Source organism: Pseudomonas sp. AC070 (assembly GCF_979258635.1).
On record NZ_OZ409871.1, the window covers coordinates 1,474,217 to 1,490,378 of the forward strand.

The window sequence follows — 16,162 nt, forward strand, 5'->3', positions numbered from 1 at the left end:
GGAACGTGTTTGGAGGGGAGAACTTTTGCGCAAGACCCGAGTCTATCTTGGCAAGTTGATTCACTTGCTGGAACGGCATTCTCTCCGAACTCAATTGAGGAGTGTTCATGCTTACCCAGGAAGATGATCAGCAGTTGGTCGAGCGGGTGCAGCGTGGCGACAAACGAGCTTTTGATCTGTTGGTGCTGAAGTATCAGCACAAGATTCTCGGGTTGATAGTGCGTTTTGTGCACGATCCTCATGAAGCTCAGGATGTTGCCCAGGAAGCGTTTATTAAAGCTTTCCGTGCACTGGCTAATTTTCGCGGCGACAGCGCCTTTTATACATGGCTGTACCGCATCGCCATCAACACGGCGAAGAATCATCTGGTGTCGCGCGGTCGTCGTCCACCAGAAAGTGATGTAAGCGCTGAAGATGCAGAGTTCTACGAGGGCGATCACGCACTCAAGGACATCGAATCTCCAGAGCGGTTGATGCTACGGGACGAGATTGAAAACGCCGTGCATCGAACCATTGAACAATTGCCAGAAGATTTGCGCACCGCGCTAACTTTGCGAGAGTTTGATGGTCTTAGTTACGAGGACATTGCGAGCGTCATGCAATGTCCAGTAGGTACCGTACGGTCGCGGATTTTCCGAGCCCGTGAGGCCATTGATAAAGTCCTGCAACCTTTGTTGCAGGGAGCCTGAGACAGCGGCGCTAGCCAAGAGAGGAATCGCCATGAGTCGTGAAGCCCTGCAAGAATCGTTATCCGCCCTTATGGATAACGAGGCAGATGAGTTGGAGCTGCGCCGTGTGCTCAGCGCCAGCGAAGACGCCCAATTGCGCTCGACTTGGGCGCGCTATCAAGTAGCTCGTGCAGTTATGCACAAAGATCTGCTGGTACCGAACCTCGATATCGCTTCGGCGGTGTCCAAGGCGCTCGCTGATGAAGCTGCTCCGGTTGTTGCGCCTGTAGCTGCGGTTGCGGGTCACTGGCGCGGTCTGGGTCGCTTGGCAGTTGCTGCCTCGGTGACTCTGGCGGTTCTGGCTGGCGTTCGTCTCTATAACCAGGACGAAGTGATGGGTACGCAACTCGCCCAGAACCACGTGCAGCCAACGCTGCCAATGCCGCAAGTACAGGGCGCTGCTCTGTTGGCTGGCTATACCGAGAGCTCCGAGCCGGTTTCCGCTCAGCAATCTAAAGCTTCAAGCCCGAGCCAATTGAACTGGCACGAGCAGCGCTTGCCGGGCTATCTGCGTCAACACGCGCAGCAAGCTGCGATGAGCACGTCTGAAGGTGTGTTGCCCTATGCGCGTGCTGCAAGTCTGGAAAACCGCTGAGGAGGATCATGCGCGGACTTTCCTACCTGCTTCTGTTAGGTGGCGTGCTGGCCCAGCCAGTAAGCGCCGCCGACGCGCAAGATTGGCTGGGCCGCCTCGCTGAGGCCCAGCAGCAGCAAAGTTTCCACGGCACGTTTGTCTACGAACGTAACGGCAGTTTCTCCACTCACACAATCTGGCATCAGGCCTCTGGTGGCACAGAAGTGCGCGAACGACTTTTGCAGCTCGACGGGCCAGTGCAAGAAGTGGTTAAGGTCGGGCGTCGTACCGAATGCGTGAGCGGTGGCTTGGCAGATCAGGTCGCCGAAGGTCAAAGTTGGCCCGCACGAGCGTTGGACACCAAACAACTATTATCCTGGTATGACTTGCGCATTATTGGCGAGTCGCGCGTTGCTGGGCGCGACGCGGTGGTGTTAGCGGTATTGCCGCGTGATCAGCACCGTTATGGCTTCGAGCTGCATTTAGACCGCGAAACAGGCTTGCCGCTGAAGTCGTTGCTGCTCAATGAGAAAGGCCAACTGCTTGAGCGTTTCCAGTTTTCTACTATCGAAATGACCCCTCCTTCAGAAGCTGACCTGAAACCAGGTTCGAGCTGCCAGCCCGTTCGCTTTGTCGAAAGTAAGGCCGTGGATCCGAAGGCTTGGCACTCCGAATGGATGCCGCCCGGTTTCAGTCTGAATAGCGCGGTCGAGCGCCACAGCGCCCTATCTTCCCAACCTGTCGCATGCCTGATGTATGGCGATGGTTTGGCGCGTTTTTCGGTTTTCCTTGAGCCGCTGAACGGCGCCACGGTTGAAGATGCTCGCACGCAGCTGGGGCCAACCGTTGCGGTTTCCAAGCGTATCGCGACCACATCGGGCGATGTGATGGTGACTGTGATTGGCGAGATTCCGTTAGGAACGGCTGAGCGTGTCGCGCTATCGATGCGCGCTGGGGATATGCAGGCGGCGCAGTAACGCCGCCGAAATTTTCATGCGAGCGCTGGCTTACGGCTCGCATGTTCACCATAGAGTCGTATGTCGCGTTTTTTCGGCGCGACAATTCATGTGGTACTTGCTTTTCCTTTATGGGAGCCGAAGTCAATGCTTAGCCTTAAATCTGGCTTATCTGCCTTTCTGACATTGTTTTTACTGGGGCAGACGTTAACTGCCCACGCTGAACTTCCTGATTTCACTACCCTGGTCGAGGCGGCAGCCCCGGCCGTCGTCAACATCAGCACGACGCAAAAAGTTCCGGACCGAGTTGCAGGCGCTTCCGGCCAAGACATTCCTGATCTGGAAGGTCTGCCGCCGATGTTTCGCGAATTCTTCGAGCGCAACATGCCTCCGCAGCAACGCTCGCCCCAGGGCCGCCAGCAACAACGTGGCGCGCAGTCTCTGGGTTCCGGTTTCATCATCTCCCCTGACGGCTACGTGCTGACCAACAACCACGTGGTGACAGGCGCTGACGAGATTATCGTGCGGCTGTCCGACCGCAGTGAGTTGAAAGCCAAGCTCATCGGCGCCGATCCTCGTACCGACGTGGCGTTGCTCAAAGTTGAAGGCAAAAACCTTCCGGTCGTGAAAATCGGTAGATCCGAAGAGCTAAAAGTTGGCGCGTGGGTGCTGGCCATCGGCTCGCCGTTCGGCTTCGACCACTCCGCCACTGCTGGCATCGTCAGCGCCAAAGGTCGTAGCCTGCCGAACGAGAGCTATGTGCCGTTCATTCAAACTGACGTGGCGATCAACCCTGGTAACTCTGGCGGCCCGCTGTTTAACCTGAATGGCGAAGTGATCGGCATCAACTCGCAAATTTTCACCCGTTCGGGTGGGTTCATGGGGCTCTCGTTCGCCATTCCTATGGATGTGGCGATGGACGTGGCCAATCAGCTCAGAACCGAAGGCAAAGTCAGCCGCGGCTGGCTGGGCGTCGTGATTCAAGAGGTCAACAAAGACCTGGCGGAGTCGTTTGGTCTGGACAAGCCCGCCGGTGCACTGGTCGCTCAAGTGATGGAAGACGGCCCCGCAGCCAAAGGCGGCTTGCAGGTAGGCGACGTTATTTTGAGCCTCAACGGCCAACCTATCGTCATGTCGGCAGATCTACCTCACCTGGTAGGCCGCATGAAGGCGGGCAGTAAAGCCCAGCTGGAGGTGATTCGTGAAGGCTCGCGCAAGACCGTGGAATTGACCATCGGCAACCTGCCTGCAGATGACGATGAAGTCGCTGCCAACGGTGGCGGTGAGTCGGCCGTGGAACGCAACAGCAATCGTATGGGCGTCAAGGTTGCTGAGCTCACCGCTGACGAGCGCAAAGCGCTTGATCTCAAAGGCGGCGTTGTGATCAAGGAAGTACAGGACGGCCCTGCCGCTCTTATTGGTCTGCGTCCGGGCGATGTCATCACTCACTTGAATAACCAGGCCATTGATTCGGCGAAGACCTTTACCCAGGTCGCTCAAGCGCTGCCGAAGAACCGCTCGGTGTCGATGCGCGTGCTGCGCGAAGGGCGTGCAAGCTTCATTACCTTCAAGTTGTCTGAGTGACGCTTAGTCGGTAATGCACAAAAGGGCGGTTTTTACCGCCCTTTTTCGTGGGCGCCTATCGGCGGCACGGGTGACGCCCCTGCCGCCGATCGGGTACACTTCCCGGCTATTTTTCGGCGGGCAATCTGCCTGCGGCCTTTTTGAGTGTTGATCCGTGAGTGACCTGAGTCATATCCGTAATTTCTCCATCATCGCCCACATCGACCACGGCAAATCGACCCTGGCCGACCGTTTCATCCAGATGTGCGGCGGTTTGTCCGAGCGCGAAATGGAAGCCCAGGTCCTCGACTCCATGGACCTCGAGCGCGAACGCGGCATCACCATCAAGGCCCACAGCGTCACCCTGCATTACAAGGCGCGTGACGGTAAAACCTATCAGCTGAACTTCATTGATACCCCCGGCCACGTTGACTTCACCTACGAAGTCAGCCGCTCGCTGGCCGCCTGCGAGGGCGCGTTGCTGGTAGTCGACGCCGGTCAAGGCGTTGAGGCGCAGTCGGTCGCGAACTGCTACACGGCGATCGAGCAGGGCCTGGAAGTAATGCCCGTGTTGAACAAGATGGACTTGCCGCAGGCCGATCCCGACCGCGTCAAAGAAGAAATCGAGAAAATCATCGGCATTGATGCCACTGATGCCGTCGCGTGCAGCGCCAAGAGCGGCATGGGCGTCGATGAAGTGCTGGAGCGTCTGGTGCAAACCATTCCGGCGCCCACCGGCAATATTGAAGATCCGCTGCAAGCGTTGATCATCGACTCCTGGTTCGACAATTACCTGGGCGTGGTCTCGCTGGTGCGCGTGCGCCAGGGCTGCGTTAAGAAGGGCGACAAGATTCTGGTGAAGTCCACCGGCAAGATTCACCTGGTCGACAGCGTGGGCGTGTTCACTCCCAAGCACACCGCCACCGTGGACCTGAAAGCCGGCGAAGTGGGCTTCATCATCGCCGGCATTAAAGACATCCACGGCGCACCGGTTGGCGACACGCTGACCCTCAGCTCGACGCCGGACGTCGATGTGCTGCCAGGTTTCAAACGCATTCAGCCGCAGGTATACGCCGGTCTGTTCCCGGTGAGCTCGGACGACTTCGAAGACTTCCGTGAAGCCCTGCAAAAGCTGACGCTTAACGACTCGTCGCTGCAATATCTGCCCGAAAGTTCTGATGCGCTGGGTTTCGGTTTCCGTTGCGGCTTCCTCGGCATGCTGCACATGGAGATCATTCAGGAGCGACTCGAGCGCGAGTACGACCTGGATCTGATCACCACGGCGCCGACGGTAATCTTCGAATTGCTGTTGAAAAATGGCGAAACCATCTACGTCGATAACCCGTCGAAATTGCCAGATTTGTCAGCAATTGAAGACATGCGTGAGCCGATCGTGCGGGCCAACATCCTGGTTCCGCAGGAGCACTTAGGCAACGTCATCACCTTGTGCATCGAGAAACGTGGCGTTCAGCGCGACATGCTTTTCCTCGGTACTCAGGTTCAGGTCAGCTACGACCTGCCGATGAACGAAGTGGTGTTGGACTTCTTTGACCGCCTGAAGTCCACCAGCCGCGGTTATGCCTCGTTGGATTACCATTTCGACCGCTATCAGTCGGCCAACCTGGTGAAGCTTGATGTGCTGATCAACGGCGACAAGGTAGATGCCCTGGCGCTGATCGTGCACCGCGACAACGCGCACTACAAAGGTCGTGCGCTGACTGAAAAGATGAAAGAACTGATTCCGCGGCAGATGTTCGATGTGGCCATTCAGGCTGCCATCGGCGGGCAGATTGTGGCTCGCACCACCGTCAAGGCGCTGCGCAAGAACGTATTGGCTAAGTGCTACGGCGGTGACGTCAGCCGTAAGCGCAAGCTGCTTGAAAAGCAGAAGGCCGGTAAAAAACGGATGAAGCAGGTCGGCAACGTGGAAATTCCACAAGAAGCCTTCCTTGCAGTGCTCAGGTTGGATGGTTAATACCTATGTCGTTCAATTTTCCGCTGTTGTTGGTAATCGCTGTGGCTGTCTGCGGTGTGCTCGCCCTGTTTGACCTGGTGCTCCTGGCGCCTCGTCGCAAAGCAGCGGCCGCCGCTTACCAAGGGCAGGTGGCCGAGCCCGATCCAGCCGTGCTGGATCAGCTCAACCGCGAGCCTTTGCTGGTGGAATACGGCAAATCGTTCTTCCCGGTGCTGGCGATCGTGCTGGTGCTTCGCTCGTTCCTGGTTGAGCCTTTCCAGATTCCGTCTGGCTCAATGAAACCGACACTGGAAGTCGGCGATTTCATTCTGGTGAACAAATTTGCCTACGGCATTCGCTTGCCGGTGCTCGATACCAAAGTCATCGAAGTGGGCGATCCGCAGCGCGGCGATGTCATGGTGTTTCGTTATCCAAGCGAGCCGACCATCAACTACATAAAACGTGTGGTTGGCTTGCCGGGCGACAAGGTGCGCTACACCGCGGATAAACAGTTGTTCGTGAACGGTGAGTCGGTGGCCAAAAAGCTGCTCGGCGAAGAGCCTGGTTCCCTTGGCAGCGCCACGCTGTATCAGGAAAAACTCGGCGAAGTGGAACACTTGATCCGCATCGAAATGAACCGCTACCGAGCTGATCCGGGCAACGAGTGGACCGTGCCAGCCGGCCATTACTTCATGATGGGCGACAACCGTGATAACTCGAACGACAGTCGCTACTGGAACGATCCGAAGATTCCAAAAGAGCTGCTGGGCATGGTTCCAGACAAAAATATCGTCGGCAAAGCCTTCGCCGTCTGGTTGAGCTGGGCCGACCCGAAATTGCGCAACGTGCCGACTCTGTCACGCGTAGGCCTGATTCACTGATCTGCCGGCGCTGCTAAACCCAGCGCCGCACGCTATATATAGTCAGGCCCGCAGAGGCCTGGACTTTCAAAAAGTACTGACACTGAGGTCAAACATGGCGCTTGCGCGTTCGCAGAAGGGTATGGGGCTGCTGGGGTGGCTGATTCTGCTATCTGTAGTGGCATTTTTTGCCAGCATCACGTTCAAGATGCTTCCGCATTACTTGGACAATATGGCGTTGGAAAAGGCCATCACGTCGGTGGAAACAGACAAAGCGCTAGGCATCGAAAGCGAGCACGACTTCCGTATGCACATCGTCAAAAGCATGCAGATCAATAGCATCCGCGACCTCGATCTGGATAAAGCAATGGAAGTTAAAATCGAAAACGGCGAATTCCGTGTGCATCTGAAATACGAGAAGCGCGAACCGGTTATTCAAAACCTCGACATCGTCGCTCGTTTCGACAAAGAATTCCGCGTGCGTATGCCGTGAGTGCTGCTCTGAGTCGTTTAGAGCGTCAGCTCGGTTATACCTTCCAAGACCAGGATCTGATGATCCTGGCCCTCACTCACCGCAGCTTTGCCGGACGTAATAACGAGCGTCTGGAGTTCCTCGGTGATGCCATCCTCAACTTTGTTGCCGGCGAGGCCTTGTTCGAGCGCTTTCCACAGGCGCGCGAAGGCCAGTTGTCGCGTTTGCGCGCACGCTTGGTAAAAGGCGAAACCCTGGCCGTTCTGGCCCGCGGGTTCGATTTGGGTGAATACCTGCGCCTGGGTTCCGGCGAGTTGAAGAGCGGTGGTTTCCGCCGTGAGTCGATTCTGGCGGATGCGCTGGAAGCCCTGATCGGCGCCATTTATTTGGACGCTGGCATGGAAGCGGCGCGCGAGCGCGTGTTGGCGTGGCTAAGCTCAGAGCTCGACGGTCTGACGCTGGTCGACACCAACAAAGACCCGAAAACCCGCCTGCAGGAATTCCTGCAATCGCGTGGCTGCGATCTGCCGCGCTACGAAGTGGTGGATATCCAGGGCGACCCGCACTGCCGGACTTTTGTAGTCGAGTGCCAGATCACCTTATTGAATGACAAAACCATCGGGCAGGGCGCCAGTCGCCGTATCGCCGAACAGGTAGCCGCTGCGGCTGCCTTGATTGCCCTTGGTGTGGAGAATGGCCATGACTGATTCAACCGCAACACGCTGTGGCTATGTCGCCATCGTCGGCCGGCCCAACGTGGGCAAGTCGACGCTGCTCAACCACATTCTTGGCCAGAAACTGGCGATTACCTCGCGCAAGCCGCAAACCACTCGCCACAACATGCTTGGCATCAAGACGGAAGGCACGGTTCAAGCCATTTACGTCGATACCCCCGGCATGCACAAGAACGGCGAGAAAGCGCTTAACCGTTACATGAACAAAACCGCCTCGGCGGCGTTGAAAGACGTTGACGTGGTGATCTTCGTGGTCGAGCGCACCCGCTGGACCGACGAAGACCAAATGGTTCTCGAGCGCGTGCAGTACGTAGAAGGTCCGGTGATTCTGGCGATCAACAAAACCGACCGCATTGAAGACAAATCCGAGCTGATGCCGCATCTGGAGTGGCTGCAAAGCCAGCTTCCGAACGCGCAGATCGTGCCGATTTCCGCGCAGCACGGGCATAACCTCGACGCGCTGGAAGGCCTGATCGAGAAATACCTGCCGGAAAACGAACACTTTTTCCCGGAAGACCAGATCACCGACCGCAGCAGCCGTTTCCTCGCCGCCGAACTGGTTCGCGAGAAAATCATGCGTCAGCTGGGCGCCGAGCTGCCGTACCAGATCACCGTCGAAATTGAAGAATTCAAGCAGCAGGGCAAGACCTTGCACATCCACGCCTTGATTCTGGTGGAGCGCGACGGCCAGAAGAAAATCATCATCGGCGACAAAGGCGAGCGCATTAAACGCATCGGCATGGATGCGCGCAAAGACATGGAAGTGCTGTTCGACTCCAAAGTCATGCTTAACCTTTGGGTCAAGGTCAAAGGCGGCTGGTCGGACGATGAACGCGCCCTGCGTTCGCTGGGTTACGCCGACCTTTAAGCCCCGTTGCTGCGAGGCTTCCCATGTTAAACAGCGCGCAACCGGCCTTCATTCTGCATAGCCGGGCCTACCGCGAAAGCAGCGCGCTGGTTGATTTCCTTACACCACAAGGCCGGCTGCGCGCCGTGCTTCGTGGTGCGCGCGGCAAAGCGGGCACGCTCGCTCGGCCGTTTGTGCCGGTGGAAGTCGAGTTTCGAGGGCGGGGCGAACTGAAAAACGTTGGCCGCCTCGATGCCGCCGGCATTCCCCGCTGGCTGCATGGCGAGGCGCTGTTTAGCGGTTTGTATCTGAACGAGCTAATTCTGCGCTTGCTGCCCGCTGAAGATCCCCACCCTATTCTGTTTGAGCATTACGCCGCCACGCTTGAGGCCTTGGCCGCCGGCCGCGCGCTGGAGCCGTTGCTGCGTGCGTTCGAATGGCGCCTGCTCGATGAGCTGGGGTATGGTTTTGCCCTCGGTGAAGACCTGAACGGCCAGCCGGTCGCCGCCGGTCAGCTCTATCGCCTGCTGCCCGATGCCGGTTTGGAGCCGGTTCATTTGTTCCAACCGGGGCTGTTTCAAGGCGCCGAATTGCTCGCCATGGCCGAAGCCGACTGGACGGCGCCCGGCGCCCTTGCTGCCGCCAAACGTTTAATGCGCCAAGCCCTGGCACCCCATTTAGGCGGCCGACCGCTGGTCAGCCGTGAATTGTTCATGACGTTGAAGGAGCCACCCCGTGACTGACGCCAACCGAATTCTGTTGGGCGTGAACATCGACCACGTCGCCACGCTGCGCCAAGCCCGTGGCACCCGCTACCCGGACCCGGTAAAAGCCGCGCTCGACGCCGAAGAAGCCGGCGCCGACGGCATCACTGTGCACCTGCGCGAAGATCGTCGGCACATTCAGGAGCGCGACGTGCTGTTGCTCAAGGACGTGCTGCAAACGCGCATGAACTTCGAAATGGGCGTGACCGAAGAAATGCTCAGCTTCGCCGAGCGCATTCGTCCGGCCCACATCTGCCTGGTACCGGAAACGCGGCAGGAACTCACCACCGAAGGCGGCCTCGACGTGGCCGGCCAGGAAGCGCGAATCAAAGCGGCGGTAGAGCGCCTGGCCCGATTGGGCTGTGAGGTGTCGCTGTTTATCGACGCCGACGAGCGCCAAATCGAAGCCTCACGGCGCATCGGCGCGCCCGCTATCGAACTGCACACCGGCCGCTACGCCGACGCCCACACGCCAAGCGAAACCGCCGATGAACTGAAACGAATTGCCGATGGCGTCGCCTTTGGGCTGGCCCAGGGCCTGATCGTCAACGCCGGCCATGGCTTGCACTACCACAACGTGGAAGCGGTCGCGGCGATCAAGGGCGTTAACGAACTGAACATCGGCCATGCGCTGGTGGCGCATGCGCTGTTTGTAGGGTTCAAAACGGCGGTGGTGGAGATGAAGCAATTGATCGTGGCGGCGGCTAATCGCTAAGGCGGTGCCCCGATTGTTGTAGGAGCCAGCTTGCTGGCGAATGCCGCGAACACCAGTCCGTTCAATGTCCAGGGTTCGCCAGCAAGCTGGCTCATACAGGTGGCGTTTGGGTTATTTGCGCGCCGTAATCACGGCGCGCATTGGCGCTGGCAAGCCTTCCACCGTTTTGCTGTGATCGTTGGGATCAAGGAAGTGACTCAGCGACTGATAGCGCATCCACTCGGTGCTGCGCTGTTCTTCAACGTTGGTCACGCTGACATCCACGCACTTCACGTCGCTGAAGCCGGCACGGCGCAGCCACAGTTCCAAGGCCGGAACAGAGGGCAAGAACCACACGTTGCGCATCTGCGCGTAACGGTCTTCGGGCACCAACACTTGGTTGACGTCGCCCTCGATCACCAACGTTTCCAGCACCAATTCGCCACCTTTAACCAGGCAGTCTTTTAGCGCCAGCAAATGCTCGATGGGTGAGCGGCGGTGGTAGAACACGCCCATGGAAAACACCGTGTCGAAGCCTTCCAACCCTGCGGGCAAGTCTTCCAGGGCGAACGGCAGGTGCCAGGCGCGGCGTTCTGGCAGGTAGCGTTGCACGGCTTGGAACTGGCAGAAGAACAGCCAGTTGGGGTCAATGCCGATCACGCTGTCGGCGCCGGCGCCGAGCATGCGCCACTGGTAATAACCGTTGCCGCAGCCCACATCGAGCACGCGCTTGCCGCGTAAATCCAGATGCGGCGACACCCGCGACCACTTCCAGTCTGAGCGCCATTCGGTATCGACATGCACGCCGAACAGGTCGAACGGGCCTTTGCGCCACGGCGACAAACCCATCAGCGCCGTACGCATTTGCACGCGGGTGGCGTCGTCGCAGTCGCAATCCAGGCGCAAGCCGGTTTCCAGGTCAATGTGCGTTGGGCTCAAAGCGGGCAGGGCGTCGAGGGCGCCTTGCCAGCGTTCGAGATCGCCGTGGCCTTTTTCCATTTTGCTGTCGAGCTGCGCTTGCAAGCCGTTGGCCCAGGTAGCCAGCGGTGTACCCGCCACGTGGCGGACCAGGGGGGATAGATCAATCATGGCAAGGCAATCAACGAAGCAAAGTTCAGGCACTGGAACCACGGCACCACTTTGCTGAACCCCGCGGCCAGCAGGCGTTCGCGGTGTTGCTCAAGGCTGTCGGGTTTCATCACGTTTTCGATGGCGTTGCGCTTTTGGGCGATTTCCAGCTCGCTGTAGCCGTTGGCGCGTTTGAAGGCGACATGCAGCTCGGTGAGCAGCTCGTGTTCCTTTTCATCATCGAAGCGCAGTTTTTCCGAGAGGATCAACGCACCGCCCGGCAGCAGGGCCTGACGAATCTGGCTCAGCAGCTGCAAGCGTTGCTCGGGCTGGATGAATTGCAGGGTGAAGTTCAGCGCCACCAACGAAGTCGGCTGCAGGTGCAGCCCGAGAATGTCGGCCTCAACCACTTCGACCGGCAGCAACTCCTGAAACATCGAATCCTGGGCATGCAGGTACTCGGCGCAGCGCTCGACCATGGCGCTGGAGTTATCCACTGCAATGACCCGGCAATCGTTGCAGGTCACATGCCGGCGCAAGGCTTGGGTGACCGCCCCCAGCGACGAGCCTAGGTCGTAGAGCACGCTATGCGGCTGAGCGAATTGGGCGGCCAGCACGCCGATGTTCTCCACGATGGTCGGGTAGCCCGGCACCGAGCGTTTGATCATGTCCGGGAACACGCGTGCCACGGCTTCATTGAAGGTGAAGTCCGGCACGGAGGGCAGCGGCACAGCAAAGAGACGGTCGGATTCCTGGCTCACGGTGGTTACGCTTGGCTCAAAAGGGCGCCATTTTAACCAGCTGCGCGAGCGCCGCCAGCCCCTTTGGTGGCAAACGGGCTCAGCGGCAATGCGGTGGCGGAATCGGGTTACTTAACGGTGATGGCGCAGTCGAACAGCTCGGCCGGCGCGACTTCCGGCTCCCATGGGCGGTGATACGCCATCAGCAGCTCGCCACTGCCAGGCGCGATGGCCTGGAAGCGCCAGGTTGAAACGCCTGCGCTGCCGACGATGCCGGCGTCTTCCGGGTTGCTGTACACCTCTGGGCCAAGGCTGCGCAGCACGTTGACGGCGCCGTCCTTGGTCTGCCAGCGGAAACCGGTTGTGGGGTTGCTGCTAAGGGTTACGATCAATTGCTGGCCGGGATGCAAGGTTGCCGGACAGTCGCTCGACTTATCCACCTGCACGGCAACGTTCTTGCCGGGTTGCTGGGCGCAGGCAGCGAGCAGAGCAATGCCAATCGGGAGAAGCAGGCGTGCAGCGGTCATGGATTCATCCTGTCCAAGGGGGCGATGAGTGGCGGCAAGCATAGCGCCAAATTATGGCGCTGGTCCCAGGCCTTCGGCGATCCGCTCTTTGTAGGAGCTAGCTTGCTAGCGAACCGTGGAAACGCCGTTCGCCGCGGTTTCCAGCGTTCGCTAGCAAGCTAGCTCCTACAGGCGAGGTGTTTGTTAGAACAACACCTTCGCCACATCGGTAAAGCGCTTGGCGAAGTGCACGGTGATGCCTTCTTTCAGATACTCCGGCAATTCGGTGAAGTCGCCCCGGTTGGCTTCCGGAAGAATCAGCTCGAAGATTTTCTGGCGCCGCGCGGCGATCACTTTTTCGCGCACCCCGCCAATGGGCAAAACATGCCCGGTCAGGGTCAGCTCGCCGGTCATGGCCACGCCTTTTTTCGGCGCCTGGTTGCGGGCGAGCGAGAGCAGGGCGCTGGCCATGGTCACGCCGGCGCTGGGGCCGTCTTTTGGCGTAGCGCCTTCCGGCACGTGCAGGTGCACGAAGGCCTGATCGAAGAAGGTCGGATCGCCACGGAACTCCTTAAGGTGCGAACTGATGTAGCTGTAAGCAATCTCGGCCGATTCCTTCATCACTTCGCCCAGTTGGCCGGTCAGCTTGAAGCCGCGGTTAAGGGTGTGGATGCGTGTCGCCTCAATCGGCAAGGTGGCGCCGCCCATGCTGGTCCAGGCCAGGCCGGTGATAACGCCGACGCCGGCCAACAATTGCTCACGGCGGAACAGCGGCATACCCAGATAGGCTTCCAGATCTTTCGGGCCGATTTTCAGCTTGCTGTCCGGGTCGCCGAGAAGTTTCACCACGGCCTTGCGCACCACTTTGCCCAGCTGTTTTTCCAACTGCCGAACCCCGGCCTCGCGGGCATAGCCTTCAATCACCGCCTTGAGCGCGTTGTCACTGATGCTCAGGCGGTGTTTCGGCACGCCGGCTTTTTCCAACTGCTTGGGCCACAAGTGGCGCTTGGCGATGGCGAATTTCTCTTCGGCGATATAACCGGCCAGGCGAATGACTTCCATGCGGTCGAGCAACGGTCCGGGAATGGAATCCAGGGTGTTGGCAGTGCACACGAACAGCACCTTGGACAGGTCCAGGCGCAGGTCCAGGTAGTGGTCGAGGAATTCGGCGTTCTGCTCCGGGTCCAGGGTTTCCAGCAGCGCCGAGGCCGGGTCGCCTTGGTGGCTGGCGCCGAGCTTGTCGATTTCATCGAGCATGATCACCGGGTTCATCACTTCGACGTCTTTTAACGCCTGCACCAACTTGCCGGGCAGGGCGCCGATGTAGGTGCGGCGATGGCCTTTGATTTCCGCTTCGTCGCGCATGCCGCCTACGCTGAAGCGGTAGAACGGCCGGCCCAGGGTTTCGGCGATGGATTTGCCGATACTGGTTTTACCCACGCCCGGCGGCCCGACCAGCAAGACGATGGAGCCGGAAATCTCGCCCTTGAACGCACCAACGGCGAGGAACTCGAGAATCCGCTCTTTGATGTCATCCAGCCCGGAATGCTGGGCGTCCAGTACCTGCTTGGCGTGTTGCAGGTCGAGCTTGTCTTTGCCGTGTACGCCCCAGGGAATGTTGGTGGCCCAGTCGAGGTAATTGCGGGTAACCGCATACTCCGGCGAGCCGGTTTCCAGAATCGACAGCTTGTTCAGCTCTTCCTCGATGCGTTTTTTCGCCTGTTCCGGCAGGGTTTTGCCCTCCAGGCGCTGCTCGAATTGTTCGAGGTCGGCGCTGCGGTCGTCTTTAGTCAGCCCCAGTTCCTGCTGAATCAGCTTGAGCTGCTCTTTAAGGAAAAACTCGCGCTGATGCTCGCCGATGGTGCGGTTCACCTCGGCCGACAGCTCGCTTTGCAGGCGCGCCACTTCCACTTCCTTGCGCAGCATGGGCAGCACTTTTTCCATGCGTTCCAACACGGGCACGGTGTCGAGCACGTCTTGCAGCTCTTTGGGCGTGGCGGTGGTGAGCGCGGCGGCGAAGTCGGTCAGCGGCGAGGGCTGGTTGGGGCTGAAGCGGTTCAGGTAGTTCTTCAACTCTTCGCTGTACAGCGGGTTGAGCGGCAGCAGTTCTTTGATCGCGTTGATCAGCGCCATGCCGTACGCCTTCACTTCATCGCGGCGGTCATCGGCGCTCGGCGGGTACTCCACTTCCGCCAGGTAGGGCGGACGATGCCGTTTCAGCCAGCCGCGAATCTTCACCCGTTGCATGCCTTGGGCTACGAATTGCAGCTTGCCGTCCACGCGGCTGGCCTGGTGAATTTTCACCAGCGTGCCGTGCTCGGGAAGGCTGTCGGTATTGAAATGGCGCGGATCGGTCACCGGTTCGTCGACGTAAAACAGCGCCAAGCTGTGGTGATCGGTCTTGCCGACCAGCTCCAGCGTTTCGGTCCAATGCTCTTCATTGACGATCACCGGCAACACCTGGGCCGGGAAGAAGGGGCGGTTATGAATCGGAATTACGTAAAGCCGTTCAGGCGGGCGCACGTTGGGCAACGCCAAGGCGTGGGGAAGGTGCAGGCCCTCGGGCAGTTGCGTTTCGTCGTCGTCGATATCAGTAACGTGGTCGTTCATGCGGCACCTGTGATCACTACGTGACTAGGTAGATGGGTCGCACGGGTAACTAATTCAATGGCGCGTGTTCATTGGCAAGCGAAGCGGCGTGTTTCTAAGGGTGATTAACCGACTGGCAAGCCGCTGCAAGCCGCGGAAAAAGCCGGCTCGCTGGGCTTTCACCCGTCGGCTGCGGCTGGGAAAAAACGGCCTCTTCGCGTACCATGCTTGCCTCATTTCGACCCGCCTTGCGCCATGCTTGAAGCTCGCCTGCTCCGTCTCGACGACCAAACCCACGAACACGCCCACGACCACCATCAACTGGTGTTGTCGCTGGCTGGCCGCGCCGAATTCGAGGTGAACGGGCGGGGCGGCGAGGTGTGTCGCATGCGGGCGTGCCTGGTGCCGGGCGATGCTGAACATCAGTTCGCGGGCGTTGGCGACAACCGCATGCTGATCATTGATCTGGATGAACAGGATAGTTCCGCCGACGACCTCGAACTGCTCGCCCGTCTGTTCGACATGCCGCGCTATCCGGCGCTGGATGCCGACTTCCAAAACCTGCTCAGCTACGCCGGCGCCGAACTGGCGCGCTATGGCAGCGATACGCAGTTGGCGCGCTCCTTAAGTGGCGTGCTGCTGCGCGCCTTGCACGTGCGGCTGTTTGGCGAGCGCAACGAACGCGCGCCCGGCCCGTTGAACGTTGAGCGCCTCGACGCCTACATCGACCAACACCTGGCCCGGCGCATCAGCGTGGCGGAGCTGGCCCACGTGGCGTGCCTGAGCCCTAGCCATTTCCACGCGCAGTTCAAACACAGCCTCGGCCTCACGCCGCACCAGTACTTGCTGAAAATTCGCCTCGACCGCGCCTCGCGTTTGTTGCGTGAAAGCGCCATGCCGCTGATTCGCATCGCCGAAGAGTGCGGCTTCTCCAGCCAGAGCGCGCTAACCACCGCCATGCGCCGCTATTTGGGCCTCACGCCAAAACGGCTGCGCGGCGAGCCATAGCGGTTATTGCGAGCAAGACTGGGCCTCGCCCATTTCCCGTCTATATTTCCTACATGCGGCCGCCGGCTGACGCTTTTCCGCGGTGGTGGCACATTGCCGCTTTTT

The 16,162-nt window shown here is 59.2% G+C and carries 16 protein-coding genes; 12 read left to right on the forward strand and 4 right to left on the reverse strand.

Annotated features, from left to right (window positions below):
* Window positions 1–107: 107 nt before the first annotated feature.
* From rpoE to pdxJ, 11 genes are all read left to right on the forward strand, one after another.
* Window positions 108–689, forward strand: coding sequence for an RNA polymerase sigma factor RpoE (gene rpoE / locus ACZZ0Q_RS06600; protein WP_108095477.1), 582 nt, complete (start codon window positions 108–110; stop codon window positions 687–689).
* Window positions 690–720: 31 nt separating this feature from the next.
* Window positions 721–1,323 carry a sigma-E factor negative regulatory protein gene (locus ACZZ0Q_RS06605; protein ID WP_463539667.1) on the forward strand — a complete coding sequence of 201 codons (603 nt, stop codon included), beginning with the start codon at window positions 721–723 and terminating at the stop codon, window positions 1,321–1,323.
* 8 nt (window positions 1,324–1,331) lie between these two features.
* On the forward strand, window positions 1,332–2,279 hold the full coding sequence (locus tag ACZZ0Q_RS06610) for a MucB/RseB C-terminal domain-containing protein (RefSeq protein WP_463539666.1): 948 nt from the start codon (window positions 1,332–1,334) through the stop codon (window positions 2,277–2,279).
* Between the two features lie 126 nt (window positions 2,280–2,405).
* Window positions 2,406–3,842 carry a DegQ family serine endoprotease gene (locus tag ACZZ0Q_RS06615; protein ID WP_463560386.1) on the forward strand — a complete coding sequence of 479 codons (1,437 nt, stop codon included), beginning with the start codon at window positions 2,406–2,408 and terminating at the stop codon, window positions 3,840–3,842.
* A 154-nt stretch (window positions 3,843–3,996) separates the two neighbouring features.
* On the forward strand, window positions 3,997–5,796 hold the full coding sequence (lepA, locus tag ACZZ0Q_RS06620) for a translation elongation factor 4 (RefSeq protein WP_463539665.1): 1,800 nt from the start codon (window positions 3,997–3,999) through the stop codon (window positions 5,794–5,796).
* Window positions 5,797–5,801: 5 nt separating this feature from the next.
* Window positions 5,802–6,656 carry a signal peptidase I gene (gene lepB, locus ACZZ0Q_RS06625; protein WP_463539664.1) on the forward strand — a complete coding sequence of 285 codons (855 nt, stop codon included), beginning with the start codon at window positions 5,802–5,804 and terminating at the stop codon, window positions 6,654–6,656.
* A 94-nt stretch (window positions 6,657–6,750) separates the two neighbouring features.
* Window positions 6,751–7,128: a DUF4845 domain-containing protein gene (locus tag ACZZ0Q_RS06630; protein ID WP_463539663.1), complete on the forward strand. Its 378-nt coding sequence runs from the start codon at window positions 6,751–6,753 to the stop codon at window positions 7,126–7,128.
* A complete protein-coding gene (gene rnc, locus ACZZ0Q_RS06635) occupies window positions 7,125–7,814 on the forward strand; it encodes a ribonuclease III (RefSeq protein WP_122452879.1) in 690 nt (229 codons plus the stop codon). The genes ACZZ0Q_RS06630 and rnc overlap by 4 nt, the downstream gene beginning before the upstream one ends.
* Window positions 7,807–8,709 (forward strand): GTPase Era, encoded by a 903-nt coding sequence (gene era / locus ACZZ0Q_RS06640; RefSeq protein ID WP_122493821.1) that lies wholly within the window; start codon window positions 7,807–7,809, stop codon window positions 8,707–8,709. The genes rnc and era overlap by 8 nt, the downstream gene beginning before the upstream one ends.
* A gap of 23 nt (window positions 8,710–8,732) precedes the next feature.
* The gene (gene recO, locus ACZZ0Q_RS06645) at window positions 8,733–9,431 is read left to right on the forward strand and encodes a DNA repair protein RecO (protein ID WP_463539662.1); all 699 of its coding nucleotides are present in this window, start codon (window positions 8,733–8,735) and stop codon (window positions 9,429–9,431) included.
* Window positions 9,424–10,167, forward strand: a complete 744-nt coding sequence (gene pdxJ / locus ACZZ0Q_RS06650) for a pyridoxine 5'-phosphate synthase (RefSeq protein ID WP_463539661.1) — start codon at window positions 9,424–9,426, stop codon at window positions 10,165–10,167. Before recO ends, pdxJ begins: the two co-directional genes overlap by 8 nt.
* Before the next feature lie 111 nt (window positions 10,168–10,278).
* Here pdxJ and cmoB read toward each other — a convergent pair whose 3' ends face one another.
* The 4 genes from cmoB to lon all read right to left on the reverse strand — a co-directional run bounded on the left by cmoB (window position 10,279) and on the right by lon (window position 15,070).
* Entirely contained in the window at window positions 10,279–11,235 is a 957-nt protein-coding gene (gene cmoB / locus ACZZ0Q_RS06655; RefSeq protein ID WP_463539660.1) for a tRNA 5-methoxyuridine(34)/uridine 5-oxyacetic acid(34) synthase CmoB, read from the reverse strand.
* Window positions 11,232–11,975, reverse strand: coding sequence for a carboxy-S-adenosyl-L-methionine synthase CmoA (gene cmoA / locus ACZZ0Q_RS06660; protein WP_463539659.1), 744 nt, complete (start codon window positions 11,973–11,975; stop codon window positions 11,232–11,234). The genes cmoB and cmoA overlap by 4 nt, the downstream gene beginning before the upstream one ends.
* A 107-nt stretch (window positions 11,976–12,082) precedes the next feature.
* Window positions 12,083–12,481, reverse strand: coding sequence for a protease inhibitor I42 family protein (locus ACZZ0Q_RS06665; protein ID WP_463539658.1), 399 nt, complete (start codon window positions 12,479–12,481; stop codon window positions 12,083–12,085).
* A 183-nt stretch (window positions 12,482–12,664) separates the two neighbouring features.
* A complete protein-coding gene (gene lon / locus ACZZ0Q_RS06670; RefSeq protein ID WP_463539657.1) occupies window positions 12,665–15,070 on the reverse strand; it encodes an endopeptidase La in 2,406 nt (801 codons plus the stop codon).
* 234 nt (window positions 15,071–15,304) lie between these two features.
* Between lon and ACZZ0Q_RS06675 the strand changes: the two genes are divergently transcribed.
* The gene (locus tag ACZZ0Q_RS06675; protein ID WP_463539656.1) at window positions 15,305–16,057 is read left to right on the forward strand and encodes a helix-turn-helix domain-containing protein; all 753 of its coding nucleotides are present in this window, start codon (window positions 15,305–15,307) and stop codon (window positions 16,055–16,057) included.
* Window positions 16,058–16,162 lie beyond the last annotated feature (105 nt).